Source organism: Bacillus sp. S14(2024) (assembly GCF_050473785.1).
Taxonomy (GTDB): Bacteria; Bacillota; Bacilli; order Bacillales; family Bacillaceae_G; genus Bacillus_A; species Bacillus_A yunxiaonensis.
This window is the reverse complement of sequence record NZ_JBFLUP010000006.1, coordinates 636,726-662,762: the sequence shown is the minus strand read 5'-3', so window position 1 is coordinate 662,762 and position 26,037 is coordinate 636,726. Positions and strand designations below refer to the sequence as shown.

Genomic DNA, 26,037 nt, shown 5'->3' with positions numbered 1-26,037 from the left:
TGTTCCAGTCCCTTGCCTACAAAAAAGAAAAGGAGTTCTCACTCCTTTCCCATTCGTTTCTGTAATTGGTTATATTCTTCCTTTGTATTTACATTTAGAAATACACCTAATGCTTCTTCTATTGTCACATACTGAACATTACACTGTGATAATAGCCCCTGCATGCTTCTCTGCTCTTCTTTTAATAACTGTTCTATTTTTTCTTTTACCTTATTATGATATAGCGCTAAAAGTGGTTGTTTCTGCCCTTCATCTAGCGGAACAATTGCTTCATATGTTTCATCCGCTCGTTCTATTAATTCCATTGCCCACTCTTTCGAAACATTTGGTGTGTCGCACGGTGCAACGATGTACCAATCTGCATCTACAAATTCCATGCCTGTTAATATACCGGCAAGCGGGCCGTTTCCTTTGTATAATTCAATATCTTCTACAACGGGTGCATCCAATATGTGCGAAAGTTCATTTGTAATGCGTGGATGACTGATTACAACAATGTCTGTTACAACTTCTTTCAATGCTTCTATACTATGTTCAATAAATGTTTTTCCCTGCCAAATTGCTAATGCTTTTGGCTCGCCAAAACGACTGGACTTTCCGCCGGCTAATACAATTCCTGCAATTTTCATTGGCGGTGCAACTCAAATGTAATGTGTCCAAGCTCTGGTAAAATCAATTTATTCATCGCAAGGCGAACCGCACCAGTCGATCCTGGCATAGAAAAGACAACTTTCCTTCCAATTGTTCCGCCAATTGCTCTGCTTAGCATCGCCGCGCTTCCGATATCTTCTAAATAACTGATCATCCGAAATAGTTCTCCAAAGCCTACAATTTCCTTATCAAGCAATGCTTCTACCGCTTCAATTGTAATATCACGTTTTGTAATTCCAGTGCCGCCATTTGTTAACACAACATCTACATCTTCTTGTTGACAGCCCGCCAACACAGCTTGCTGAATGCTTTCTTTATCGTCTTTTACAATTTCATAAGCTGTTACTTGATGATTTGCTTCTATTAATAACTCTTTTAATAAATGTCCGCTTTTATCTGTTTCTTCTGTACGTGTATCCGAAATCGTTATGATTTTACAGCGAACAGATAGTGGTGCTTGTTTTTTATGTTCTGTAACGCTCATTTTTTTCTCCTCCTCATCGATAAGCTTGTCTAAATTTTATCATATATAATATGGCAGCAAAAAAATGTGAGACCTGTCACACTTCTTTATCGAAAAAACATTTCTTTTCTAAAATTTACCTTATAATAAAAATATAGGTTTTTAAGGAGGGGAATTTCATATGGATACAATGAGAAAGTTAACGACGTTATTTATTTTGCTATTCGTCGCTTCTATTAGCGCTGGCATGGCACTAAAAGACGCTGTACCATATGCAGCAATTGGCGGCTGGGGATTTGGCACGCTCTTTTTATTATGTTCAGCCTTTTGTGCCGGAAAAATTCGTTATCGTAAAGGGGAATAACTATGTTCGGTAAAAAATCAACTACGTGTACATCATGCGGGAAGGAAATTGCAGTACATGAGCGTTCTTGGATTTACATGCAATATCCGCCAAGCGGTATGACAAACATTCAAAAATATATTGAACTCGGCGGGGAAGTGTATTGCACTTCTTGCGTTGGAAAATTAGAAAAACAGGAAAGCAACTAAAATGCTAAAAAGGTGATTGCATGAAAATAAGAAATATTGCTTTCATAATTACAATTGTAATCATTTGTTTTTGGAGCGGTACTTCATTTTATAAAAATCACATAGCTCATAAAATAGAAACGTATTTACTCTCACAAGGCGACAAGAAAAATGATTTTAAAAGTTTTAAAGTACGGTACGACTTTAAGTTCAGATATACGGTCGATGTTACGTACAAGGATGAACCACATGTTATGTATACGTATCGCTATCAAAAAATTGGAGATACGGATAGAAAAGGGGTACTTGCTTATCATCAAACATTACTTGATGACAAAGTAGACCCTAACACTTATTCATACAAACATAAACATTTTGGGGAGTATTAGGACTCTCGTTTACAACGCTACTCACCGTATGATTTAAATAAAAAAAGCTTTGCGCACACGCGCAAAGCTTTTTTCTTCCTATATTATAGACCAGCTTGCTCTTTTAAAGCTTCAGCTTTGTCTGTACGTTCCCAAGTAAGATCTACATCAGTACGTCCGAAATGGCCGTATGCTGCTGTTTGTTTGTAAATTGGGCGACGTAAGTCTAACATTTTAATGATACCAGCTGGGCGAAGATCGAAGTTGCTGCGGATTAGTTCTACTAATACTTCTTCAGATACTTTTCCAGTGCCGAATGTATCAACAGAGATAGATACTGGTTTCGCTACACCGATTGCGTATGCAAGTTGTACTTCTGCTTTGTCAGCAAGACCTGCTGCTACGATGTTTTTCGCAACGTAACGAGCTGCGTATGCTGCAGAGCGGTCAACTTTTGTTGCATCCTTACCAGAGAATGCACCGCCGCCGTGACGAGCGTATCCACCGTAAGTATCTACGATAATTTTACGACCTGTTAAACCAGCATCCCCTTGTGGTCCACCGATAACGAAGCGGCCAGTTGGGTTAATGAAGAATTTTGTATCTTCATCGATTAATTCAGCTGGTACAACTGGTTTAATTACAAATTCTTTTAAGTTGCGATCGATTTGTTCCCAAGCGATCTCTGGATGATGTTGTGTAGAAATTACAATTGTATCAACACGAACTGGTTTACCGTTTTCATCATACTCAACTGTTACTTGTGTTTTACCGTCTGGACGTAAGTATGGTAATGTATCATCTTTACGAACTTCCGTTAAACGACGAGCTAATTTATGAGCAAGAGAGATTGGAAGCGGCATTAATTCTTTTGTTTCATTACATGCGAAACCAAACATTAAACCTTGGTCGCCCGCACCGATTGCTTCGATCTCTTCGTCAGTCATTTGACCTTCGCGTGCTTCTAACGCTTGGTCAACACCCATTGCGATGTCAGCAGACTGCTCATCGATAGATGTTAAAACTGCACAAGTTTCTGAATCGAAACCATATTTTGCACGAGTATAACCAATTCCTTTAATTGTTTCACGAACGATTTTTGGAATATCTACATAAGTAGAAGTCGTAATTTCCCCCGCTACCAATACTAAACCAGTTGTTACTGTTGTTTCACAAGCTACACGTGCGTTTGCATCTTTTGCTAAGATTGCATCTAAAATTGAATCAGAAATTTGGTCACTAATTTTATCTGGGTGTCCTTCAGTTACAGACTCAGATGTGAACAGATGACGTTTTTTTGTCATGTGGTAAACCTCCCTACAGTAAATGTATATATTGTACGGAACTCATCCTTAATTTGCCACAAACTGCGACATTCATGTATTCTCCCACAAGCGCAAAAGAAAAACCTTTCCTAAATTAATAGAGGAAAGGTTGTATTCGCTACTTGCATACTGCTTTTTGCCCTTCGCTCTTATCGTTCGAGACATTACATCTCGCACAGGTTTAAGCACCTATTCACTTGAACTTGTCGTACATACAAGTGAGGTTGCCGGGCTTCATCGGGCCTGTCCCTCCGCCAGCTCGGGATAAGAGAGTATCCGTCCTCAACTATACTAAAGAAATGCTTTTCATTTGTCAATCCAAATACACATATTCCTATAAGTTTTTCAGGGCTGAAATATATGGAAAAAAGTAATATAATAACACAAACAAAAATAAATAAATAGTATACATTATTTATATGATTGTGTTATACTCTTGGTGGGGATTACGAGAATATTTATAAATTAAACAAAGGATGGTATCTAAATATGAGTACTGTGAATGTCCAAATTGGATTACATGAACTATTAAACGGAAGCAATGCACAGGTTCAATTGAGCGTTCCGCAATTAACGGAAAAAGTATTAATGAGAAAAGAAGGCAGATTAACTTCTACTGGCGCTGTTTCTGTTTCAACAGGAAAATATACAGGACGTTCTCCGAAAGATAAATTTATTGTAGACGAAGCATCTGTTACGGATAAAATCGCTTGGGGTTCTGTAAACCAACCGATTTCTGAAGAGCATTTTAATAAATTATATACAAAAGTATTGGAATACTTAAAAGAAAAAGAAGAACTATTCGTATTCAAAGGATTTGCAGGAGCAGACCGCAGCTACCGTCTTCCTCTTCAAGTTATTAATGAATATGCATGGCATAACTTATTCGCGCATCAATTATTCATCCGTCCAACTGAGGAAGAATTAAAAAATCATGATGCACAATTCACAATTGTATCTGCACCAAACTTTAAAGCAGATCCAGAAGTCGACGGCACAAACTCAGAAACATTTATTATTGTTTCATTTGAAAAGCGTATCGTGTTAATCGGAGGTACAGAATACGCTGGTGAAATGAAAAAATCAATCTTCTCTATCATGAACTACTTACTTCCAGAGCAAGATATTTTTTCTATGCACTGCTCTGCAAACGTAGGTGAAGAAGGCGATGTTGCTTTATTCTTCGGTTTATCTGGAACAGGTAAAACAACATTATCTGCTGATCCGAACCGCAAATTAATCGGTGATGACGAGCATGGTTGGTCTGATAACGGCGTATTCAATATTGAAGGCGGTTGCTATGCAAAATGTGTGAACTTATCTCGCGAGAAAGAACCACAAATCTTTGACGCGATTAAATTCGGCTCTGTTTTAGAAAACGTGGTGCTTGATGATCATACACGCATTGCAAATTATGATGACACTGCCTTAACAGAAAATACACGTGCAGCTTATCCAATTGATGCAATTGATAACATCGTATTACCTAGCGTTGCAGGTCATCCAAATACAATCATTTTCTTAACTGCTGATGCATTTGGCGTATTGCCTCCAATCAGCAAATTAACGAAAGAGCAAGCTATGTACCATTTCTTAAGCGGTTTTACTAGTAAACTAGCAGGAACTGAGCGCGGTATTACTTCACCGCAAGTAACATTCTCAACATGCTTCGGTTCTCCATTCTTACCGCTTGATGCATCTCGCTATGCAGAAATGCTTGGAGAAAAAATCGAGAAGCACGATGCGAAAGTATTCTTAGTGAACACTGGCTGGACTGGCGGCGAATACGGCGTTGGAAAACGTATGAATTTAGGTCATACACGCGCAATGGTGCAAGCTGCATTAAACGGCGAATTAGATCGCGCTGAAACAGTGAAACATGACATCTTTGGTCTTGAAGTACCGCTTCATGTTCCTGGTGTACCTGATGAAGTATTAATGCCAGAACAAACATGGGCTGATAAAGAAGCTTACAAAGTAAAAGCAACTGAGCTTGCAAATAAGTTCAAAGAAAACTTCAAGCAATTTGATAACGTTTCTGAAACAATTGTAAAACTTGGCGGTCCAATCGCTTAAACCCGACTTTACTTTGAAATATCCTAAATCATGTGAATAAGCATGTTGTTATTGCAGGAAAACAAGTACTCACCGACAAAGCCCACGTTTTCTTGCAGTAACACATACTTACATATAAAAAGAGGCTTACGATTCAATTCGCAAGCCTCTTTCCTATTTCTTAGCATCTTTTATACTGTAATATGCTAAATTTATAACAATTAATGCATATCCACCCATAATTCCAACAGCAAATGCCCACATCACCATATGATGTTCCATTTCGTACATCATAATTGCGCCAAGTATCGCTGCTGCAAAATTTCTATCTATATAAATCTTCATCCAATGTGTAGTTATCCATATCCAAAGAATTTCCCTTGTACACACAGTAATTATAGTAGTAAAACATTTTCAAGAAATAACATTATACACGGTTCCTTTTTCTAGTAGCATGACTAATTGTGTCGCTTTCGCAAACATTTTTGACAAATTCTAAAAAATAAGCTATCAATCTTGAAAAATATGGATATTATATAGTAAGTATACAATAAAGGAGGGACTTCCATTGCTCTTCTTTTTAATCGCTCTTATTCATTTTGTTATTCCAGCTCTCGTCGGCTTAACATTATATTGGTATACATCTAAGCATAGTGTTTTCTATGCTGTTCTCAGCGTTCTTCTCACCGGTCTGATTCTCGTCACTTATTTCCGCTTCCCTTTTCTCAACTGGATTCCATTTATTACAGCTATTTTGTATCTTATTTTCTTACCGAAAATAAAAAAATAAGAAAGCAGATTTGCTCTGCTTTCTTATTTTGATATATTTTCTTTTATGAGTAATGTTTGATTAGCTTTGTTAGATTTTACAAACCACAAACCAACAAAAATAACAAGCCCGCCTATCATTTGTTGTAAAGATAACTGCTCTCTCGCCCATACTGCTGCAAATAAAACTGCTACAAACGGTGTAACATACATATATACCATCGTATGGGATGCACCAATTTTTTGGATTCCAACGTACCACATGACAAGTCCAAACACTGTAACAAGAAAAATAGAATACAGTAACGAAAACCATGTACTACCGTGCTGAATAACAAAAGGCAGCTGAACAATTTGCCAACCGCTTAATATTACAAGTGGCACTGCACCAATTGCTGCTGACCAGGCTGTTACGCGCAGGGCTGAATATTTCTTCATAAGCGGCCCTGCTAAGACAGGATACAATCCCCAGCAAATCGAAGTAATGAGTCCAATTGCATTCCCATAAAAAGATTGTACAAGTGAATGCCCCGCAAGTAATACGAGTGCAGCTCCGATACACGCAATGACCGATCCAATGAGTTTACGTGATGAAAATTGTTCTTCTTTCAAAAATATAGCAAACATTGTTGTAAAAATGGGAGAAATCGAAATTAATAGTGACGCATTTGTTGCAGACGTATGTTGAATCGTCTCCATAAACAACGTCTGATATAGCGTAATCCCCACCATACTAACAAAAATAAGCCTCACAATATCTTTCCATGCAATATAAAGCGACTTTTCTATGTAAAACGTCAACAATAATAAAAGCGGCGCAGCAGTAACCATGCGCATTGCTGTAAATTGGATTGCAGTTAATTCTACAAGACCGTATTTTCCAATTGTATAATTGATTCCCCATATAATCACGACACAGAAAAGCAGTAATTCAATTCCCCATCTTTTCATATCTTTCCCCCACTATATCCGATACTTTACCTCATTAAGATTCAAGAAACATACTTAAATCCCTTCTCACTTTCAAAATTCTACTTTCTTCATTGAAATTTAGAATTTTTTTCTTACATATGCATAAGGTTTTATCATAATAAAGGAGGGATTATATGAGTACAGAAAAACAACTATCTCAGCAACAACACAAGAAACGGAAACTCATTCTTATTATACTTTTCCTCTTTTTGCTTCTCTTTTTATTTCTCGTTGTTCTTGGAGGCCTTTCTTTCTACCTCTTTGGAAACGGTGATTCCTCAACCGAAACCGAAACAATTATTCAAGAACAAGAAATCCCTTAATATGTGCTAATATCAGTGGATGAAAATCCTCAACGCTGAATTTCCTACAGACTCTTTTCCTCCATCTATCTTCTTTGTTTTCTCTGAACCTTATCGTATACAAGTAGTGAAATAAAAAAGAAGAAAGCAAACATAATCTGCTTTCTTCTTTTTATTTCATCAATTACACTCGAATATGCAATTTCATATTTGGATTATAATATTGACTTGGGCTTTTTAATTGAAAATTTCCTCCTGATTCCTGAAAATCAACAGTCAAGTTATCATCCATAAAAACAAGCTTCGTTCGGTCTGCAATAAACTGAAATTTGTTTGATGAAATCTCTACGTCGCGCTCATCTTTTTTGGATACAACAACTAAGTCAATAATTCCACTCATCACACAGCCGCATCCTTCTGTATCATAAAATAATTTTATATATTTTGCCTCACTTGGAATCATCTCTTTTATTTTCTCGTATGCCACGTCTGTTACTGTAACATTCATTGTTTTTTCCTCCTACATATATAACGATTCTCCTATTGTAGCATTCTTTTTTATAAATCAGTTAGATTTGTATATACAGAAAATTCATTCAAATATATAATAAAATTTATATATTTTTCCAAAGGAGGGTTCGTCATGCCAGCACTCCAAGACATACAACATCAATTAGATACTTTATTTGCAGTGCACAAATATGGAATAGACCCTGGATTTAGCCGTTTTATTCCAGCTGTTTACGATCCAATCTCTTTTCCGTGGCAAGATTTCTTTGAAGATGATTTTGTTACATACTTTAATGGGCTCATGTTAAAAGGAGAAGATACTGTTCATAACGTATTTCTAGCTGTCTTTCCAACAGATGAAGTACTAGATAGATTTCTTTCTGAAGGAAAATCTGGAGACTTATTATTTATGCACCATCCTCTTGTCATGGAATGCGGAGACCCGCAAGGCTTACCAGGGCGTGGATTCGTTCCTATTCCAGAACATTATTTACGGGCTATAATAGAAAAAGGACTGTCCGTGTACACATGTCACGCGCCAATGGACCGTCATCAAACGTATGGTACAAGTATCGCCATCGCCAAAGTACTACATGCATCAGTAATTGAAAGCTTCGCTGAAGGCGATGGATTGATTTGTGAAATTGCTCCAACACATACAAATGAACTAATTGAAAAAACAAAAAAATTTTTTAACATCCCGTATGTAGACTTTGAAGGAAAAACACGTTCTCATATTTCGAAAATCGCAATCATCGCTGGCTGCGGCGATAAAGTAAGTATGATGCAAGAAGCAGAGGGAAAAGGGGCGCAGGCTTATATTACCGGAGAAGTGCATTGTCATATCGATAACGAATATGGCCAAAAGAAATATGCCATCATGAAAGAGTACATCCCTCATACAAATATGTCGCTAATCGGGGTCTCTCATTCTGCATCTGAGTTTTTAGTGAAAAAAACGTTAATGTATGATTGGTTTTCGCAAAACTTTCATGTAAATGTTGTGTTACTGCCACAGGGGAAATGGTGGTATTAATACAATAATCGCTATTCTTTCTGTAAAAAAAGAATAGCGATTACTTCATTTTAAGAGGAAACAGTATAGTATCAGTTAGATTACTTCTTTTAAAAAAAGTTTTGGTGAAGTCCCCTTATTCTTCACTTCAAAATCCGCTAATTTTTCGCTCGCTACACTTGTTCCATCACAACTTGTAGAAAACAAGATAGGTACATCACATATTGTATTTTGTATTACATCTTTGAACACATCTGCCGCAACTGCTACAAACGTATTGCATAGATTTGAAATATCATCATTAAAAAACTGAATAACTTCAGGCTTAAAAACAGGATACACTACATTCGGTCCTCCAGGTAATTGCGATTTCACAACTACATCCTCAAAAAACAGATTTCCTTCTAACGCCGCTTGAAAATAATGTGCAATTTCAAACTCATCTAACGGACATGGAAATGGAGAGGCAATTTGTCCTTCTCTATTTGAAACAACAACATTTACATTCATATACCCGAAACTTATCGTAGGATTGAGAAGTGTTGCAATTGCCCTTGCCTTCTCATTTCCTGTTACTGTTACAAGAATAATATAATGATCATCATCTAAAATAAGTGGTCCAACTGTTACCTTTGGATCTGCTCCAATTGAAAACTTAATTTTATTAAAATATGTGATCCAAGGCGGGGAAAGTTCCACATTTTTCTTGTTGTAAATATCACTCAAATAAACGAACCCCCTATCCTTTCTATATAATATTATATAGAAAGGATAGGAACAGGCCTGTATACTTGCCTGCTTCTATATCATAAAAATTATTTGGTACTATAATATTTAATTCTCCTTCAACAGTCTGGTCCTTGCTGCACTTGCTATTTTAATACCGAATTTGCCATTAAACTTCATCTCTATTATCACACAAGTCATCGGTGGTATTCTGATGCTGCCATTGCTTATTTTCATGGTTTTGATGACGAGTGATAAAAAATTAATGGGAGAATATCATACTAGGTTGTTCGGTAAAATATGGGGTTGGGCAATGGTTACTTTGCTTCTCGGATTGACATTAGCCTCTTTTTGGAACACTTTCTTCCAGTAAGGAAAATGGTTCATTGTTCCAAATACTTTCATGAACTCATATGTAATTACTGTGAATGGATATAGGTATACATTCTATGGAAGTCATTTTGAAATTCTATATGGCCTTTGTGTAGCAATTTTTTGAACCAAATCATGCAATAAGCATTAGCGGACATTAAAAACGGTGAAAATGACTAAATTTATATAGATTTTTGAGTTACACAGATGATTTTAGATTGCACTCTTCTCGTTTTTTAATTTCAGAATGTCTGCTAATACTTAACGTAAGACTTGGTTCGGTTGCTACACAACCCCTTCTAAGTTGGGGTAGTTCAATTTAGAGCCACGTATGAATCAGCATGGAACACACAAAAGCAAATGAAAGATAGTAATGCCAATTTTTATCTTTTCGTTTGTATCGTAGAAATCCCAATGTTCCTAATGCAAGAAACAAAATATACGAAATAACGCCTGATATAGAGATTGCATTTGTTTTCCATTCATAAAATATCATAATAATTACATGCATGGTAATCAATGCGAATGCAATAACTGCAATAGGAACATGAAATAATTTCACCCACTTCAAAACTTTTGAAATAAATGCTTTCATCTCTTTTCTTAATTTTATTTTTTTGAGTCTTAATAAAAAATAAAGAGGAAACATGGCAAATGCAGCAAAAATACCAATTCGACCTAAAGAAGCTTTATTTTGGGCATAAAATTCCAAAGGACTTTTCATGTGGTGCATATGTTGATGATTTATATCTGCTGGTATATCTGTTGGTATATTTATTGTTAATGAATTTCTGTGTTCAATTGTCCAAAATCCACATGCAAGAATAACGAAAGCTGCTATGATTGAAACATAAATTAATTTCCTCTCTTTTGGATTTTTAACCCACTGTTTTAGCATAAAAAAACTCCTAACTTAAAATATTTATTAAATTTAACTTAGTACAATAGTCTTTTATTGTATAGTTATGATATTAAATTATTCTTAAAGAACACTGAAAGAATACTTAAAGAACGCTGAAAGAATACTTAAAGAACACTTAAAAAATCTCCATATTTATTTAACGATTTATTCGAAAGAATTCTTCTTTCTCTATCTTCACAAAAATAATCATTTATCAAATTATACCTTTTTATGTAAAAAGGACTTAAAGATTTTATCTGTATATCGTATACATATAAAGTTAACACAACGTATCATCAGCAGCAGTAACCAAATCTCAGAAATCCATTCATACCAAGAGTTTGCCAACCTTCTGTTCCCTCCGATGTATGCAGAATTTCATACATCCCCGTCACAACAGCATTTGGCAGTTCAAATCGTTCTCATAGCCTGCATGAAATCCTGCATATCCTTAGCGTTTAAAATCCGCGTTTTGCCGTCAGCACCCCATCGCCATCAAGCTAAGATTTTGAAGTATCCCCCAAAATAAAAATTTTATCTCTCTACAGTTATTTATGAGAGTTCAACCCATTTTTTCGTTTTGGGTTCAATGAATTTCTTAACTTGATGGGTATAGGGTACTTCAAAACCTTATACCTGTAGAACATTTAGTAGGATGAGGTAATTTGTTTGGTGGTATTTTTAAAAAAATTAAAAAATATATTAATAAAAGTATTTTAAATACTTTTTGTGTTTTTAGCAGTTGATACTTTGTTCATGGTATCTAAAACTGCCTTAAAACATCCGGAACAATTAAAAAAATCAATTGAAGAATTAACTAAGCACGGAATGGGTCTAATTGTAGGGTTACTCGCTGTTGTAATAGTCGGTATTGCGTTTCAAACAAAGACGCAATTAAAGAATAACGAGGATACTTATCTAGTATATTTGTGTAATATGTTATTCTTATTAGTATTTTTACAAGTTGTTTATTTGTTTCTATATTTGCCAGATGAACAAAACGTTATATTTTACATGTATTCAGTTATATCATTTGTGCTTATTTCTACTGCTATATGGGACATCTATGTAATTATTAAAAAACATTTAAATAAGAGGATTAAAAAATACATCTCATGGTAAAGTTCTTATTTTAAAAAAGTCCACAAACCGATCATTCTGCAAAAATGGTACTACTTGCAGTAAATTCAAAGATGCACTATATGTTACGTCCTCTGCAAATCCACGTTCACGTAACTCCCGGCCGCTTCCACAATCCCAAATAAACTCATTAAGATTAGACTTTGCATATTGAAAAGCACCTATACATAACTGTGCTTCAACTGACTTACTTCCCTGTAATTTTTCTATGATTGCACCTGCTCCTAAATAATCTTCTATTGCTGGCCTCAAGCCATTTTCATCTTCTTTTATCTCTTCCCAATGTTCACCGCAAGGAACAACCGTAATATTTGCACCAGTTTGTTTTTGGATGAGATTCGCAGCTTCCGCAACAGCTGAGGCGTTCAGTAAACAGCCAATAAAAAGAGCAGGAACTTTCGAAGCAATCCACGCGCAAGACGCACCGTTTAATGAACATAGAACAAACCTCTTCCCTTGATCAGCATCGTTAAATGTTACTGGGGATAAAGAATGCTTGCCCATTTTCACAGCTTCTGCCCTGCTTAACATAAGCTCTGCACCTAATTGATGCGCATATGCTTTGGCTTTTTCATTCAATGGCGGTGGATATGGAAAGATTTCAGCCCCTACATGTAAAGCCGTAACTACTGTTGAAGAAAAACTAAGAACATCTACAATAATCGTAATGTCCCCTCGCTTTGCTGCCTCCCTAGCGCCGCGTCGTCCCCATTCTACGCGGCATTGAAATGAAGATTGATCAAAAACTGACATATAATATCCCCCATCCATTATTATTTTCTTTCTCATGTTAACTGCATGCTGCAAAAAGAAATAGACTATTTTTCAGAATTTTGATAACATATTGAATGAGGTCTACATAAAAAAGCGATGTAATAGCTTATACATACAATGAGCTATTACATCGCTTTTTTATCTCCTTACACAAAACTTAAAAAGTCCACATTTGTATATGGAACCCCCTGCTCAATCCGATACTGCAAATCTTTTAACGTATAAGCTTGCCATTCTTCTAACTTATCAAAATCCCATACTTTATGAAACAGCGCAAATAAAAAGACTTCCCGCAGTTTAAGAAAAAGTGGAATTTGCTTTAGTATTTCTTTATTCATACGATGTTCTTTACTGTACCCCTCTATGAAATACTTCATAAATTCTTGTGGAAAGGATACATGTTCCGGCCTTACTGATAATCCTTGCCACACCGCATGATAAAACGATACGGCAATGTCTTGTGCAAACCAGCAAAACGAGCAATCATCAAAATCAAAAATCGTTAATGTATTGTCTTGAACGAAAAAGTTTCCTTGATGAAGGTCATTGTGGATCAACCCATATGTACCACTTTCCTTGGAAAGCGCCTGAATTTTTGTAATCATTTTTTCATAGCTTATGGCTAATGGTTTACTTATTGATAATAAAAAATTCATAACTTTTACATCAGATTTCCAAATCGGCTTCTCATACTTTTTATAATCACTATCATTCTTTTTAGCAATTGCATGCATCTTACCAATCGTTTGCCCCCAATTTTGAAATAACTTCTCATTCCATTCTTGCTCATTCGCAACATTCACAAACTGACCAGGTGCTTTTAGAAATGAAGTAACAATAAATGACTCCCCCTCTATATCCATTTGTTCTATATCATTCCTAAAGCAAGAAGCAACCGGCAGGGAAACGTTCACGCCATCTGCATCTAAACTGTATATAAAATCAATTTCACTTTGTATTTGCTTGATTGTTCTACGAGAACTAGGCGTAATGCGTAGAATACGCCTTTCTCCTTCATATGCATACTCATATACTTCATTTTGAAACCCGCTAGCGAGTTTTATGCAGCTTTCTTCTTTTCCTCCAAAATACTTCACTGCTTGTCTAATTTTATTATTCATTTTCACATACGCCCCCCACTATACATATATTTGCTTTCTCCTGTTCGTTTCCTTCATCACTTCCGTGAATCCCCCCTCCTTATCCACCTTCCGCTCTGATTGAAGAAAAGGGCTTCCTGTTTCATTTGAGGGAATTCCTTTTTCATTCCTTTGGCTTATGCCAACCAAGATTCCTCCCCTCCCTACTCATTGGGCTTCACACTTCTCATTCTTTGAGGAAGGGGAATTCTTTTGGAAGCATGTTAAAAATCATTCACACATGGGCATTTACCCACATACATTACAGTAGATGTATTTTTAGGAGGTGTCATAAATTGCGAAAAGTTCTAGCATGTTTTTTAATTGTCTTCCTTACTGTCTTTACGTTTGTTGCGTGTAATAAAAAAGAAGAAAGTACAAAAGTAGAGAAAGTACGCGTTGGCGAGGTGACACATTCATTATTTTATGCTCCGTTATATGTCGCTATGGAAAAAGGATTTTTTAAAGATGAAGGATTAGATATTGATTTGCAAACAACAGCCGGCGGCGATAAAACAATGACAGCTTTATTATCAAATGGCATCGATATTGCCCTTGTCGGTTCAGAAACATCTATTTATGTTTACGCTCAAGGCGCAAAAGACCCTGTCATTAACTTTGCGCAATTAACACAGACAGACGGAACATTCCTCGTTTCTCGTAAAAAATTGGATTCCTTTAATTGGAGTGATGTGAAAGGCACAACTTTCCTCGGTCAACGTAAAGGCGGCATGCCGCAAATGGTTGGCGAATACGTACTGAAAAAGCATGGAATCGATCCGCACAAAGATACAAATTTAATCCAAAATATCGAGTTTGCGAATATCGCAAATGCCTTTGCTTCTGGTACAGGTGATTTCGTACAGCTCTTCGAACCAACTGCTAGTATTTTCGAGAAAGAAGGAAAAGGCTACATTGTCGCTTCCTTTGGCGTTGAATCTGGAACGGTTCCGTATACAACCTTTATGGCAAAAGAAAGCTTCTTAAAGAAAGATAAAGCAGCTGCAGAAAAATTCACACGCGCTATTTATAAGGCGCAGCAATGGGTCGATACACATAGCCCAGAAGAAATTGCAAAAGCCATTGAACCGCGCTTTAAAGATACATCAAAAGATATTATGGTGAAAGTTATTGATCGTTACAAAACGCAACATTCGTACGCAACGAATCCATTATTAGATGAAGCAGAGTGGAAACAACTGCAAAGTATTATGAAAGAAGCTGGCGAATTACCGAAAGAAGTACCACATGACACATTAGTGAATACTTCCATTGCAGAAAGCGTTATTAAGAAGTAGAGGACCGTGCAATGAAATTGCTACAGCTTTCTAACGTATCTCATTGCTTCTTCTCAAAAGAAAACGCCAGCCTCGTCTTATCAAAGATTTCCTTAACAATTGAGGATGGAGAATTTATCTCCTTCCTTGGCCCTAGCGGCTGCGGCAAAACAACACTTCTTTCTGTTATCTCAGGTTTACTGCAGCCAATTCAAGGAACTGTCTTTCTCGATGGAGAATGTGTGACAAAACCAACATCCTCCATCGGTTATATGCTTCAGCAAGATTATTTGTTTCCGTGGAAAACGATTGAAGAGAACATCTCAGTCGGCTTACGCATTACAAAAGCATACACATCAGAAACGAAGCAACATGCTTTGCAGTTATTGGAACAAGTCGGACTGCAGGGAGTTGAGAAGCAATATCCGCGTGAATTATCAGGCGGGATGCGCCAACGAGCTGCTCTCGTTCGGACACTCGCAACAGATCCGAAAATATTATTACTAGACGAACCATTCTCTGCACTCGATTACCAAACAAAATTAAAATTAGAAGAACTCGTTTTTTCCATTTTAAAAGAATATAAGAAAACATCACTTCTCGTTACACACGACATCGAAGAGGCGATTGCGATGAGCGATCGCATTTATTTACTGCAAGCAAAACCAGGGCGAATCGCCAAAGTCTTTTCTGTTCCAGAAAACATTCGCGCCCTCTCACCATTTGAAGCACGCCAGCATCCTGATTTCCCTTCATTCTTCCAGTTAATATGGAAGGAGTTGGAACAACTTGGATAATATAAAAGAAATTCATCAAGACTTTCGAAAACAAGAAATAAAGTGGACACTTGCTGTACGAACGTTGCAGCTATTCATCCTCATTCTCTTTTTCGCCTTATGGGAAGTCGCTAGTCGAAACCAGTGGATTGATCCATTACTATTCAGCTCGCCTTCTAGCATTTTTCACTTACTCATCACAAAGTGGCAGGACAATTCCCTTTGGCCGCACATATATACAACGCTCTTTGAAACGTGCCTTGGCTTTATACTCGGAACACTTCTTGGTACGTGTATCGCAACCTTCTTATGGTGGAGCCCTTTCATTGCCCGTGTACTCGATCCATATCTTGTCGTCTTAAACGCAATGCCAAAGGTCGCGCTCGGTCCGATTATTATCGTCATCTTCGGTCCGAATATTTCATCTGCGGTAGCGATGGGCGTCATTATTTCCATCATCGTTACCATCCTCGTCATTTATAGTGCCTTTCAAGAAGTAGACGCCAATTATTTGAAAGTCATGCAAACCTTTGGCGCAAACAAATGGCAATGTTATAAACAAGTCATCTTGCCTGCATCATTTCCAGCGATTATTTCCACATTAAAAGTAAACGTCGGTCTCTCTTGGGTTGGAGTTATTTTCGGCGAATTGCTTATTTCCAAAGAAGGACTTGGATATTTAATTAGCTACGGCTTTCAAGTATTTAATTTTACGCTCGTGTTACTTAGCGTACTTCTTACATGCATTCTCGCAACACTTATGTATGTACTTGTCGCAGCATTTGAAAAGTTCATTACGCGCACGAAAAAAGCAACCTAACAATTATAGGTTGCTTTTCTCTTATTTATCCCGCATTAACGGGCAGTAAGACCCCACCTCAAAATTCAGAGAATAGCAAAGAAGAAAGGCGGGGGATAACTGCCCGTAAAAGCCCGATTGGTGAGGGCTAACCATCAGTGGAGGATGAAGCCCCCCACTGATGGAAGTTTCACTTTATGCGCCTGCAATTACATCATGAATCGAACACTTATCTAGTCTTAGCCCAAGCGCCGTCTGTATCTATCCAATAATTACCTATCCAAGTATTTGCAGCCATCTCTCCTCTATCTTTATCAAAATAGTACCACTTTCCACCGATTTCTTTCCAACCTTCTGCCATTGCTCCATTTTGATTTAAATAGTACCATTTTCCGCCTTGAGATAACCAACCTGTTTTCATAGCCCCGCTATTTTCAAGGTAATACCAGTTTCCTCCGTAAAATACCCAGCCTGTTGCCATTGCACCGCTGTTATGGAGGTAATACCATACTCCATTATCTAGTAGCCATCCCGTTTGCATACGACCATCGTTCGGATGTAAGTAATACCATTTCCCTCCATCATGCAACCAGCCTGTTGCAAGTTCCAATGTATCTGGATGGAAATAATACCAATTTTCGCCCTCACCATTCCATCCTGCATGAGGTTTTATCATAACACTTAATTGATAAGGGTCATTACTAGATGCCCCTTTCACATCTTCCGCTTTAATATAGTACTTACCTTTGTTTAAGTTAAGTGTAATTTCTTCAGCATCATTCGTAAGATAGGAATCTACTTTTTTAATAAGATCACCATTATCTTTGTAAATGGAGAGAACAGAATCAAGACCCTTTGGTGATGTTAAAGAAATTGTGACATTCTGTTTTATTGGATTCGTAAATACATAATAATCACTATCTCCAAAAGAAACACCTGCATTATAAAGACCTGATGCTTTCCATTCTCTATGATTTTCTGTTTTCAATTCAATTGGCTTAGATGGAACATTGTCTTTTACAACAGAATCTTTATCTTCATCTTCTTGGTTAACTGCTGAAACAGATAATTCATATTCATTTACATTTAAACTTGCCCCCATGCTAAATGGGTGTTGTTGAATCATAAAGAAATATCCCACATCTTTCTTACCTTGGAAAGATCCCGCTATTCCTCTTTGTAGATTTTCGTAAGGGAGCATTTTCTCTTCTTCTTCTGGATCTAATTTTTTATTTCCATTTGTATCTTCCGCAACTACTAACATGTAAAACGGCGGCATTGTTAATGAACTTGGATATTTCTCTTTCTCAGCATTATCCATCATAACTGTTTTAAGCTTAAAGCTTGTTAGCGCATCTTCCTTCATTTTTAAATAATACATATCTATATCAGATGCAGTAACTAAACGATCTTTTATGCTGCTGTTTAGCTCAATTGGCGTCGCTGTCTCAGGATCATTGTTCATTCCGTGTTCATCTTGTGTTACATGTGTCACTGTTTTCGTCTTTATTTCATATGGATGACCGGTAATACTTCCTAATGATGTTGCTGCAATCACATACTGTTTATTTGCTTCTAACATATAATTTGAATTAGCATCTTTTGCCCCGCCACCAAACAATGCAGCTAGCATACTGAACAAGGAACCGTTCATCTTCTCTGTTAGAACACCAGCTTCTTCATTGTATTCATACAGTTTTAGCATCGTTTGTCCAAGTGGATTACCTGCTAATTCCGTACTTATAATTGTATCTTCTTTTGCTGTTACTTTATAAAGGTCGATATCTTTATCTCGTTGAAAAAATGCCTTCTTACTCTCATCAATGTTCATCGGCACTGCACTTTGTAACATTTGTGCTGATTGTGCCGCTGTTAATTCTTCTCCAGCAAAAAGGTCAAACGAAGCATTTTCTGCCGGGAAATTGTCTTCATCATTTGGCATATTTGCCATGTCAATCGTTAACTCATAAGGCAATATAGAGCCAAAAATACGCTTTTCCGCTTGTTCTCCCATCATAGCTTCCTTGGGACCGTTCCCTGTTACTTCGACAATATATGTTTCACTTGCTTTAACCGGAAAAGCAACAGCTTCTTTCTCATGAGTACCGCTATTCTCACCAACAATATGAGAATTAATATCTTCTTTCTTATTTTCAGGATAGATTGTAATGGATGTATCCACGCCTGTAATTGCATTCATATTAATCTGACCATAACCGTCGTACGGGAAGCGTACTCGATAATAATCCGTATCTACATTTCCTTCTCCTGCGAAGGTTGGTGCACCATCTTGAATATTATTTGATTGAAACGGTAAAGAAGTTACGTTGTATGGTTTTTCTGCACTAGCCATTGTATCATTAACATGATCTGCAAAATTCATTGTTAATGTGTAAGAGGAAGAACCATTTGGATCATAGTTTCCATTTGCATCAGTTACTTCAACAACAAGTGTCCCTTTTTCTTTCGCTTTAAATAAACCGCTTTCTACTTTACCTGCTAATGTATCATTAACTGTAATCGTTTCAGTCGCTTCTTTACTTCCTTCTGGATAGAAGTGAAGGCGTAGTTTGTAATCAAAGTTTTCACTTGATTCTAATGCAAATTGTGCATAGTTCCCTTTATCTAGGTTAATTTTATAATTATGTGATTCAAATGGTTTTGTTAATGCGCCCTTTCTCGTTGCACTATTATTTTCAAACGTAACTGCTTCTGCATTCTCTAATGTAGCAGGTGTCGGTTTTGCATAGTTTGATAGTTTACTTACATCAAAATCTAATGCTGCAACTGGATTAACAAGGCCATATCCATATTTAATATCATATCCTTTTTCTCCCAAATCAGTAGCAGTACTTTTTAAAAGCGCTTCCACTTGATATGAATTTAAATCTGGATATTTTGATTTGATAAGCGAAGCAACACCCGCAACAATTGGTGATGCCATCGATGTTCCATTTAGCTTCGCATATGTATCTGGTTTTTCTGGTGTATAAATCGTACTAAAAATCTGCGCACCCGGCGCCACAATATCCATACTTGGACCGTAGGTGGAGAAATCTGTAAGTCTATTATCCGCATCTGTTGCACCAACTGAAATAACACCGTTATAAGAAGCTGGATAACTATATAAACTTTCCCCATCATTTCCTGCTGCTGCTACAATAACAACATTCTTTTCTATAGCTTTATTTATTGCTTCTTGGACAACTGCACTCGGCCTTGGCCCTCCTAAACTCATGTTAATTACATCAGCACCATGGTCTACTGCATACAATATCCCTTTCGCAATATTATAGTCTGCTGCACCCTGTTCTCCTCCAAAAACATCAACAGGAAGAATTTTTGCCTTCGGATTTATTCCATATGCACCTAATTCATTATTTTCCTTCGCAGCAATAATACCCGCAACGTGTGTACCGTGAACTTCTGGATTAAAACCACCAGCAGGATTTACAACATTATATGGCGGGAGCATGCTATGCTGCAGCTCAGGGTGCTTTACATTCAATCCTGTATCAATGACAGCCACTGTTACAGGCTTATTACCAGCATGTTTCCACGCCTCTTCAATATGTAATGATGAAAGCGCATATGCGTCCTTTACCTTTTGGTCATTTGTAGCAAATGTTGTGTATTGGACACTTGGAGAAATATTCGTTACTTTTTTTAGTTTTTTATATTTTTTGAATACCTCTTTTGTATCTTGTCCCTTGTTAATACGAACAACATCGTATTTTAAGGCTGGAATACTTTGAACAACTGTTGTTCCTAAATTGGAATGTTCTTTTTTTGTAATACGTTCAGAGTATTTGACAATAAATGTGTCCATTGTTTGTCTCGCATCTTTTTGAGCAGCTTGCTTTATAATAGATTGCGGCGTGGCTGCAAAACTAGTAGTAGGAATTAATAATGAAGTTGCTAGTCCTACTGAAAAAGCAATTTTTGTAAATTTTTTCAATCATTTCCCCTTCTTTCCATAACGTCTTATATTGGAATGATACCATATATTACAAGTGAAATTATCTTATTTTTACATTTATACACAAAAATTTTAAAATAATTCGTATTTTTTGTAGAATAAGAAATATATAAGTCGATAAAGTGAGATTTCAAAAAATAATAGAATACACAAAAAAGCAACCTACAATAGGTTGCTTTTCTTACTAATCACGTACAACTTTTGTTCCTGCAATGAAATCATGAATAGAGCGTTTATCTTGTCGTAATGCTACCATAAATGCACTTACGATAACACCAATTCCAAACGTAATTCCATATACAATTCCACCTAATAGGTAACGTTTTAACGTAGTCCAAATCGTAATATTCTTCCCATCAATACGTACAATTCGAATATCTACTGCTTTCTTACCTACTGTAAATCCTCCCCATACGATAGGAACAATTAGATAGTATAACGTTTCTAACATACCTACTATATCATCTGCTTTCTTCTCAGACACACCTAACGCCATGAAAATCACAAGAAATGGAACTAATACTAGTCCATCTAAAAAATTTGCTCCAAGCCGTCTCCAAAACCCTGCTAATTGTTGATTCATATTATATTCTCCATTCTCTTATGTAGCATAAAGATCAATCCATATATTTACAACGTATTCTGGATTATCTTGTCTTAGACCAAGCACCATCCGCTCCTACCCAATACTTACCGATCCAAGCATTCGCAGCCATTTTTCCACTCTGTCCGTAAAAGTAGTACCACTTTCCACCGATTTCTTTCCAATTCATTGCCATTGCTCCGGTATTCTGTAAATAATACCAAATACCACCTTCATATAACCAGCCTGTTTTCATCGCACCATTGTTCTCAAGGTAATACCATGTCTTTTTATCTAATACCCATCCAGTTGTCATTGCACCACTGTTCGTTAAGTAATACCATGTTCCATTATCTTGCAGCCATCCCATTTGCATACGACCATCGTTCGGGTGTAAGTAATACCATTCCCCCCCGTCGTGCAGCCAGCCTGTCATAGGTTCCAAATTAGCATTGAAATAATACCAGCTACCATGTCCATAGGTGTCTATGTAATTCCATCCAGCGTTTGGTTCTAATAGTGTAATATTACCACCGCTCAAATCTTCCATACTTTCATAAAATGGTAGTTCCATATTTTCATATACGTTAGAGTTATACGCTTTTAATGGCTGTTGCTGAGAGCTAATTTCAGCAATCTCCCAAGTACCAATTTGCTCAAAATTAAAGGCACTCATGAAGTAATATTCATATTGTTTTGTTTGGTCGTTATAAATTAAATAAATCGTATCGTACACTTCTTCTTTCTCTTCATTTAAATACGGAAGAACATATTTTACCTCGATTTTATCGCCCGCTTTTGGCTTCACTTTATCTTCATTAACAACAACACTAATATTTGCCCTTATATCACGACCAAAAGGAATTTCACTCGGCGTAACATGAACGCTTTTAATCCAATCAATACGTTCTGTCTCAGCAAACGCAGATTTACTGAAAACATTACTCATAAAGAGCATTGCTACAAGCAGCATCGCTTGCATAAAATAGTTTCGCATCTTACCCATATGTAGCCTCCTAAAATATAAATCTTGCTGTAGCCTTCACAGTATAACAGGTAATCAGATAATCTTACATTTCTTTTTTCAATTTTATTTATATCGGGATATTAAAATTCTAACTTTAAAACTTGCATACTTTCATACTTTCATACTTTCATACTTTCATACTTTATTATATCGATAACGTTCTAATAAGAGGATTGTTCCTAAAATTTCACCATACGGCTTCATTCCGACAACTAAACCCGTTACTTTCCCTGGCTGATTATAGTTAAACATAGGGCCTGAACCCTTTCCTGCGTTGTACGTACGAACTTGTCTATTGTCATCGTAGTCAAAACGGAACGTGTTGTAATTTAATATAAAAGGAATTCTAAATTATTTATTACAAAGAAAAATGCAGAGAATTGCAACCTCCCTGCAATTCTCTGCATCTCTATAATTCTTACATATATTTAATGAAGCTGCTATGATTATGTTCATACTAGTGTTACAAAAAATAAAGATGTATCTATCCTAAGCTTTATTTCTTTACCTTCAACTTCCCCATATTAACAATCCACAACGCATCCTACGCCTCTTCCACTTTCTCCGAAATTTGCTGCAGTCCAGACAACACTTCCGCTCTCATCTTCACAAGCTCTGGAAATTGATAAAAGAAAGCAATCTTTTGATACTTTAATTCTTTTGATTCTTTCACTTTGTTCGAGTCATGTAAAATGAACGCTGTGAATGTATCAGCAATGTCTTCTGCCACATTCGTTGTTGCATATTCAGAAACAAACTTGTCTTCATGCTCTTTAAAAAATTGCACTTGCGCTTCTAAATCTGTCTCTACTTTTTTCTCTTTCCATTCACTTTCAAGCGGCTTCCAAAACTGGTCATAAAATTGGTTTATATACGAATTTTTCTTTGTACAACCTTCCATTAAAAACAGCGACGTACATTTTGCTTCATAGGCTGAAATGTCCTTTTCCTCTGTAACATTTTGTATATACTTCTGATCCACAGGAATTTGCGTGTTGTTCAATGTTAAAACATGAGCAGTTTCATGAATTAACGTTTTCATCACTTCATTTATATTTATGTTAGAATCTAACGTATCTAAACTTATTATCCAGTCTTTAGGATTTTCTGTATTTTGCATAACGTGAGCGACGATATTATCGTATCCATCCGTCACGATATCGAATTCTTTTATACTCTCTCTATATTTTGCTGGAATTAAGAGGCTGTACATATCCCATAGCGTTCGATGATAATCCATATCTTCATGAGATGCGATAATTTCTTCACTTGCCTCTTTATCATCTGCAAATACCTTATGTAATCTCTTTTTATCTAGCTTTTCAAAATATGGATCTACTAACTCATCATTATCAATATAATAAGAGGCTAAAAAGAAGTAACGTTCGTCATCTTTCCTTTGTTCTTCATACGCTGCTAGTTCCTCCGTATCTTCTACTGCTTTATATTCTTCTAATTCGGAAATGCCCTGCAATTTTGTATTAATCTGACTAACCAATGCATCTCCCTTTTTTATACATTCTTCTTTTGTTTTACATATCTCTTGTTCTTTTACCACATCTTTTGCTTTACTACAGCTACTCATAAAGCAAATACTTATGAGCAAAAATAGAAAATAAATACACTGTTTCCTCATCATGTCCTCCCTATCTCTATGTTGTCATTGAAATGATAATCAATTTTGGAAAAATATGCGATAACAATATTTAACTATTACGAAAGGTTTGGGAAGAAAGATGAACATTTGAGAGAGTGTAAGCAATGATCTATTAGAAATCATACCTTTTCTGTAAAAACAAAAAGAACTTGGCTATTTCATGAAACAGCCAAGTTCTTTCAATTTAATCGTCAATATTCTCATTCCCATATGGAGCAATTTCTTTCATTCTCCAAATTCCGTATGACAGAAGGCCTCCAATAAGTAAAAACATTATGATCGCAGTTATCATAAGAGTTATAAACATTTCACCTTTATAGTGGGTTGTTTTTCCAGTTATGATTAAAAAAACTTGATTGAACGGAATATGATTCATATAGCTACCTAACAAAATCAATAGAACTAAACAAATTTGATTGATCATGCTGCCTAGCTTGGACCAACGATTACGTAGTAACAGGCTTGAATCTTTAAAGGTTTCAGAAGCATCATAAGCAAATCGATTTAATTTTCTAGCTTGCAGTGAAGTGAAAAAACCGATGAAAAAACTGCCTACGACAATCGTCCACGGTATTATAGTAAATAATAAACCACAAACAGAACCTGTACTGATGACAGATAAAGGGTGATAACGATTAAATCGTTTCACAACCTTACTCCCCTTGAACTACCCACCACTTAACACCCTTACGGATCGTTTGAAGTGGGGGATTCCTACGAACACCAAAGTATCCTTGGGTTATCTTAGTAGGCTAGCTCCGCAGTCCCTGCGGTTAGAAGTCTTACGGCTTCATTTTTAAGATTTATACTTGCGTTAATATCTCTATCGTGATGTGTGTTACATTCTTTGCAAGTCCATTCACGAAGATTTAGATTCTTAACGTCCTTGTTTTGATAGCCACAGCACGAACAAAGTTGACTGGAAGCAAATGTTTTTGATACAACAACAACTTGTTTACCGTACCATTTTGCCTTGTATTCAAGCATAGTTCGAAATTGTGACCAAGATACTTCGCTAATCGCTTTGGCTAACTTGTGATTCTTCAACATATTCGATACTTGCAAATCCTCAATACCAATTACATCGTGGTTTTTGATGATATGGGTTGAGATTTTTTGTAAGTAGTCTGTTCTTGCATTAGTAATACGTTCGTGAATGCGAGTGACTTTGATACGCTGTTTATTCCAGTTTGAAGAGCCTTTCTTACGTTTGGAAAGAGTGCGTTGTGCATTCGTTAATTTTTCTTCAAGTTTGCGAAACCATTTTGGATTGCAAAATACTTCCCCAGTTGAAAGGATAGCAAAGTCTTTTAATCCAACATCCACACCAACAGATGAGCCTGTTTTGGGTAATTCTTGCACTTCTGTTTCAACAAGAATAGACACAAAATATTTTCCGCTTGGGTTCCGTCTAATTGTAGCGTTAAGGATACGTCCTTCTACTTCACGACTTTTTGAAAACTTAACTAATCCAAGTTTAGGTAACCTAATTTTATTGCCTACAATGGCAATATTTCCATTAGTATGTTTGGTAGTATAGGATTGTACCTTGTTCTTCTTTGACTTGAAGCGTGGTGCATCATTTTGCTTCTTGAAAAATCGGTCAAACGCATCTGCAAGATTTCTGACAGATGACTGTATTGCAATACTATCTACTTCTTTTAACCAAACAAATTCTTTCTTCAGCTTAGGAAGCTCTGCTGAACATGTTCCATATGCTAAACCCTTTCCTGTTTCCTTGTATTTATCGTTCCATTTAGAAAGGAAATGATTAAATACAAATCGAGAACAGCCAATTGTTTTATTAATTAAAATTGCTTGTTCTTTGTTTGGATGTATACGGAATTTGTATGCTTTATTGACTAACATTGATTTCACCTCCTTTTCGGTATATACTCATCATATACTAAGAATAAGTATATACCAA

26 protein-coding genes, 1 pseudogene and 1 riboswitch are annotated in these 26,037 nt (G+C 36.4%); of the genes and pseudogenes, 11 read left to right on the top strand and 16 right to left on the bottom strand.

Translation table 11 applies throughout. The features are described 5' to 3' along the window. Nucleotides 1-38: 38 nt before the first annotated feature. A complete protein-coding gene (gene mobA, locus AB1279_RS03645) occupies nucleotides 39-629 on the bottom strand; it encodes a molybdenum cofactor guanylyltransferase (RefSeq protein WP_429757851.1) in 591 nt (196 codons plus the stop codon). Then, entirely contained in the window at nucleotides 626-1,135 is a 510-nt protein-coding gene (locus AB1279_RS03640) for a MogA/MoaB family molybdenum cofactor biosynthesis protein (protein WP_429757850.1), read from the bottom strand. The genes mobA and AB1279_RS03640 overlap by 4 nt, the downstream gene beginning before the upstream one ends. A 160-nt stretch (nucleotides 1,136-1,295) precedes the next feature. Between AB1279_RS03640 and AB1279_RS03635 the strand changes: the two genes are divergently transcribed. The 3 genes from AB1279_RS03635 to AB1279_RS03625 are packed head-to-tail and all read left to right on the top strand — an operon-like array spanning nucleotide 1,296 to nucleotide 2,034. Beyond that, a complete protein-coding gene (locus AB1279_RS03635) occupies nucleotides 1,296-1,478 on the top strand; it encodes a hypothetical protein (RefSeq protein ID WP_429757849.1) in 183 nt (60 codons plus the stop codon). Nucleotides 1,479-1,480: 2 nt separating this feature from the next. Further along, entirely contained in the window at nucleotides 1,481-1,666 is a 186-nt protein-coding gene (locus AB1279_RS03630; RefSeq protein ID WP_429757848.1) for a hypothetical protein, read from the top strand. A gap of 20 nt (nucleotides 1,667-1,686) precedes the next feature. Next, nucleotides 1,687-2,034 (top strand): DUF3139 domain-containing protein, encoded by a 348-nt coding sequence (locus AB1279_RS03625; RefSeq protein WP_429757847.1) that lies wholly within the window; start codon nucleotides 1,687-1,689, stop codon nucleotides 2,032-2,034. Nucleotides 2,035-2,117: 83 nt separating this feature from the next. Here AB1279_RS03625 and metK read toward each other — a convergent pair whose 3' ends face one another. Next, entirely contained in the window at nucleotides 2,118-3,317 is a 1,200-nt protein-coding gene (metK, locus tag AB1279_RS03620) for a methionine adenosyltransferase (protein ID WP_336484167.1), read from the bottom strand. Nucleotides 3,318-3,484: 167 nt separating this feature from the next. Beyond that, nucleotides 3,485-3,609: riboswitch (SAM riboswitch) on the bottom strand. A 218-nt stretch (nucleotides 3,610-3,827) separates the two neighbouring features. On the opposite strand from metK, the gene pckA reads away from it, so the two are divergent. Then, nucleotides 3,828-5,414, top strand: coding sequence for a phosphoenolpyruvate carboxykinase (ATP) (pckA, locus tag AB1279_RS03615; RefSeq protein ID WP_429757846.1), 1,587 nt, complete (start codon nucleotides 3,828-3,830; stop codon nucleotides 5,412-5,414). Nucleotides 5,415-5,567: 153 nt separating this feature from the next. Here pckA and AB1279_RS03610 read toward each other — a convergent pair. Beyond that, nucleotides 5,568-5,714, bottom strand: a pseudogene (locus AB1279_RS03610) (ATP synthase subunit I); the annotation flags it as partial. Nucleotides 5,715-5,961: 247 nt separating this feature from the next. On the opposite strand from AB1279_RS03610, the gene AB1279_RS03605 reads away from it, so the two are divergent. Continuing rightward, on the top strand, nucleotides 5,962-6,183 hold the full coding sequence (locus tag AB1279_RS03605; RefSeq protein WP_336484170.1) for a hypothetical protein: 222 nt from the start codon (nucleotides 5,962-5,964) through the stop codon (nucleotides 6,181-6,183). A gap of 23 nt (nucleotides 6,184-6,206) precedes the next feature. Here the strand turns inward: AB1279_RS03605 and AB1279_RS03600 are convergent, their stop codons facing one another. Continuing rightward, nucleotides 6,207-7,112 (bottom strand): DMT family transporter, encoded by a 906-nt coding sequence (locus tag AB1279_RS03600; protein WP_429757845.1) that lies wholly within the window; start codon nucleotides 7,110-7,112, stop codon nucleotides 6,207-6,209. Nucleotides 7,113-7,267: 155 nt separating this feature from the next. Between AB1279_RS03600 and AB1279_RS03595 the strand changes: the two genes are divergently transcribed. After that, nucleotides 7,268-7,456 carry a hypothetical protein gene (locus tag AB1279_RS03595; RefSeq protein WP_429757844.1) on the top strand — a complete coding sequence of 63 codons (189 nt, stop codon included), beginning with the start codon at nucleotides 7,268-7,270 and terminating at the stop codon, nucleotides 7,454-7,456. A 163-nt stretch (nucleotides 7,457-7,619) separates the two neighbouring features. On the opposite strand, the gene AB1279_RS03590 is transcribed toward AB1279_RS03595, so the two are convergent. Then, on the bottom strand, nucleotides 7,620-7,943 hold the full coding sequence (locus AB1279_RS03590) for an iron-sulfur cluster biosynthesis family protein (protein ID WP_429757843.1): 324 nt from the start codon (nucleotides 7,941-7,943) through the stop codon (nucleotides 7,620-7,622). A 135-nt stretch (nucleotides 7,944-8,078) separates the two neighbouring features. Between AB1279_RS03590 and AB1279_RS03585 the strand changes: the two genes are divergently transcribed. Then, on the top strand, nucleotides 8,079-8,981 hold the full coding sequence (locus tag AB1279_RS03585; RefSeq protein ID WP_429757842.1) for a Nif3-like dinuclear metal center hexameric protein: 903 nt from the start codon (nucleotides 8,079-8,081) through the stop codon (nucleotides 8,979-8,981). A gap of 75 nt (nucleotides 8,982-9,056) precedes the next feature. Here AB1279_RS03585 and AB1279_RS03580 read toward each other — a convergent pair whose 3' ends face one another. Next, nucleotides 9,057-9,677, bottom strand: a complete 621-nt coding sequence (locus AB1279_RS03580; RefSeq protein ID WP_429761289.1) for a hypothetical protein — start codon at nucleotides 9,675-9,677, stop codon at nucleotides 9,057-9,059. Nucleotides 9,678-10,377: 700 nt separating this feature from the next. Further along, nucleotides 10,378-10,956: a hypothetical protein gene (locus AB1279_RS03575; RefSeq protein WP_429757841.1), complete on the bottom strand. Its 579-nt coding sequence runs from the start codon at nucleotides 10,954-10,956 to the stop codon at nucleotides 10,378-10,380. A gap of 753 nt (nucleotides 10,957-11,709) precedes the next feature. Here AB1279_RS03575 and AB1279_RS03570 point away from each other — a divergent pair. Further along, entirely contained in the window at nucleotides 11,710-12,081 is a 372-nt protein-coding gene (locus AB1279_RS03570) for a hypothetical protein (protein WP_429757840.1), read from the top strand. On the opposite strand, the gene AB1279_RS03565 is transcribed toward AB1279_RS03570, so the two are convergent. Together AB1279_RS03565 and AB1279_RS03560 are read right to left on the bottom strand one after the other, a co-directional pair. Beyond that, a complete protein-coding gene (locus AB1279_RS03565) occupies nucleotides 12,073-12,852 on the bottom strand; it encodes a 2-phosphosulfolactate phosphatase (protein ID WP_429757839.1) in 780 nt (259 codons plus the stop codon). The genes AB1279_RS03570 and AB1279_RS03565 overlap by 9 nt on opposite strands. A 167-nt stretch (nucleotides 12,853-13,019) precedes the next feature. Further along, nucleotides 13,020-13,994: a phosphotransferase enzyme family protein gene (locus tag AB1279_RS03560; protein WP_429757838.1), complete on the bottom strand. Its 975-nt coding sequence runs from the start codon at nucleotides 13,992-13,994 to the stop codon at nucleotides 13,020-13,022. Between the two features lie 314 nt (nucleotides 13,995-14,308). Here AB1279_RS03560 and AB1279_RS03555 point away from each other — a divergent pair, with 314 nt between their 5' ends. From AB1279_RS03555 to AB1279_RS03545, 3 genes are read left to right on the top strand one after another with little or no spacing between them, the layout of a single operon-like run. Next, nucleotides 14,309-15,310, top strand: a complete 1,002-nt coding sequence (locus AB1279_RS03555) for an ABC transporter substrate-binding protein (protein WP_429757837.1) — start codon at nucleotides 14,309-14,311, stop codon at nucleotides 15,308-15,310. Nucleotides 15,311-15,321: 11 nt separating this feature from the next. After that, the gene (locus AB1279_RS03550; RefSeq protein WP_429753400.1) at nucleotides 15,322-16,086 is read left to right on the top strand and encodes an ABC transporter ATP-binding protein; all 765 of its coding nucleotides are present in this window, start codon (nucleotides 15,322-15,324) and stop codon (nucleotides 16,084-16,086) included. Next, the gene (locus tag AB1279_RS03545) at nucleotides 16,079-16,885 is read left to right on the top strand and encodes an ABC transporter permease (RefSeq protein ID WP_429753399.1); all 807 of its coding nucleotides are present in this window, start codon (nucleotides 16,079-16,081) and stop codon (nucleotides 16,883-16,885) included. Before AB1279_RS03550 ends, AB1279_RS03545 begins: the two co-directional genes overlap by 8 nt. 208 nt (nucleotides 16,886-17,093) lie before the next feature. Here AB1279_RS03545 and AB1279_RS03540 read toward each other — a convergent pair whose 3' ends face one another. The 6 genes from AB1279_RS03540 to tnpB all read right to left on the bottom strand — a co-directional run bounded on the left by AB1279_RS03540 (nucleotide 17,094) and on the right by tnpB (nucleotide 25,979). After that, nucleotides 17,094-20,822, bottom strand: a complete 3,729-nt coding sequence (locus AB1279_RS03540; protein ID WP_429757836.1) for a S8 family serine peptidase — start codon at nucleotides 20,820-20,822, stop codon at nucleotides 17,094-17,096. A 205-nt stretch (nucleotides 20,823-21,027) separates the two neighbouring features. After that, nucleotides 21,028-21,426, bottom strand: coding sequence for an RDD family protein (locus tag AB1279_RS03535; RefSeq protein ID WP_429757835.1), 399 nt, complete (start codon nucleotides 21,424-21,426; stop codon nucleotides 21,028-21,030). A 64-nt stretch (nucleotides 21,427-21,490) separates the two neighbouring features. Beyond that, nucleotides 21,491-22,432: an N-acetylmuramoyl-L-alanine amidase family protein gene (locus tag AB1279_RS03530; RefSeq protein WP_429757834.1), complete on the bottom strand. Its 942-nt coding sequence runs from the start codon at nucleotides 22,430-22,432 to the stop codon at nucleotides 21,491-21,493. Nucleotides 22,433-22,997: 565 nt separating this feature from the next. Beyond that, on the bottom strand, nucleotides 22,998-24,089 hold the full coding sequence (locus AB1279_RS03525; protein WP_429757833.1) for a recombinase family protein: 1,092 nt from the start codon (nucleotides 24,087-24,089) through the stop codon (nucleotides 22,998-23,000). A gap of 205 nt (nucleotides 24,090-24,294) precedes the next feature. Then, nucleotides 24,295-24,759 carry a hypothetical protein gene (locus tag AB1279_RS03520; RefSeq protein ID WP_429757832.1) on the bottom strand — a complete coding sequence of 155 codons (465 nt, stop codon included), beginning with the start codon at nucleotides 24,757-24,759 and terminating at the stop codon, nucleotides 24,295-24,297. A 95-nt stretch (nucleotides 24,760-24,854) separates the two neighbouring features. Beyond that, entirely contained in the window at nucleotides 24,855-25,979 is a 1,125-nt protein-coding gene (gene tnpB / locus AB1279_RS03515; RefSeq protein WP_429757831.1) for an IS200/IS605 family element RNA-guided endonuclease TnpB, read from the bottom strand. Nucleotides 25,980-26,037: the final 58 nt, after the last annotated feature.

What these genes read in the sequence shown, in the direction of transcription:
- AB1279_RS03600 (WP_429757845.1), bottom strand. Translation starts at nt 7,112, where the DNA reads ATGAAAAGATGGGGAATTGAATTACTGCTTTTCTGTGTCGTGATTATA.
- AB1279_RS03575 (WP_429757841.1), bottom strand. Translation starts at nt 10,956, where the DNA reads ATGCTAAAACAGTGGGTTAAAAATCCAAAAGAGAGGAAATTAATTTAT.
- AB1279_RS03530 (WP_429757834.1), bottom strand. Translation starts at nt 22,432, where the DNA reads ATGGGTAAGATGCGAAACTATTTTATGCAAGCGATGCTGCTTGTAGCA.
- AB1279_RS03535 (WP_429757835.1), bottom strand. Translation starts at nt 21,426, where the DNA reads ATGAATCAACAATTAGCAGGGTTTTGGAGACGGCTTGGAGCAAATTTT.
- tnpB (WP_429757831.1), bottom strand. Translation starts at nt 25,979, where the DNA reads ATGTTAGTCAATAAAGCATACAAATTCCGTATACATCCAAACAAAGAA.
- AB1279_RS03590 (WP_429757843.1), bottom strand. Translation starts at nt 7,943, where the DNA reads ATGAATGTTACAGTAACAGACGTGGCATACGAGAAAATAAAAGAGATG.
- metK (WP_336484167.1), bottom strand. Translation starts at nt 3,317, where the DNA reads ATGACAAAAAAACGTCATCTGTTCACATCTGAGTCTGTAACTGAAGGA.
- AB1279_RS03585 (WP_429757842.1), top strand. Translation starts at nt 8,079, where the DNA reads ATGCCAGCACTCCAAGACATACAACATCAATTAGATACTTTATTTGCA.
- AB1279_RS03630 (WP_429757848.1), top strand. Translation starts at nt 1,481, where the DNA reads ATGTTCGGTAAAAAATCAACTACGTGTACATCATGCGGGAAGGAAATT.
- AB1279_RS03625 (WP_429757847.1), top strand. Translation starts at nt 1,687, where the DNA reads ATGAAAATAAGAAATATTGCTTTCATAATTACAATTGTAATCATTTGT.
- AB1279_RS03565 (WP_429757839.1), bottom strand. Translation starts at nt 12,852, where the DNA reads ATGTCAGTTTTTGATCAATCTTCATTTCAATGCCGCGTAGAATGGGGA.
- AB1279_RS03560 (WP_429757838.1), bottom strand. Translation starts at nt 13,994, where the DNA reads ATGAATAATAAAATTAGACAAGCAGTGAAGTATTTTGGAGGAAAAGAA.
- mobA (WP_429757851.1), bottom strand. Translation starts at nt 629, where the DNA reads ATGAAAATTGCAGGAATTGTATTAGCCGGCGGAAAGTCCAGTCGTTTT.
- AB1279_RS03635 (WP_429757849.1), top strand. Translation starts at nt 1,296, where the DNA reads ATGGATACAATGAGAAAGTTAACGACGTTATTTATTTTGCTATTCGTC.
- AB1279_RS03525 (WP_429757833.1), bottom strand. Translation starts at nt 24,089, where the DNA reads ATGAGGAAACAGTGTATTTATTTTCTATTTTTGCTCATAAGTATTTGC.
- AB1279_RS03595 (WP_429757844.1), top strand. Translation starts at nt 7,268, where the DNA reads ATGAGTACAGAAAAACAACTATCTCAGCAACAACACAAGAAACGGAAA.
- AB1279_RS03550 (WP_429753400.1), top strand. Translation starts at nt 15,322, where the DNA reads ATGAAATTGCTACAGCTTTCTAACGTATCTCATTGCTTCTTCTCAAAA.
- AB1279_RS03640 (WP_429757850.1), bottom strand. Translation starts at nt 1,135, where the DNA reads ATGAGCGTTACAGAACATAAAAAACAAGCACCACTATCTGTTCGCTGT.
- pckA (WP_429757846.1), top strand. Translation starts at nt 3,828, where the DNA reads ATGAGTACTGTGAATGTCCAAATTGGATTACATGAACTATTAAACGGA.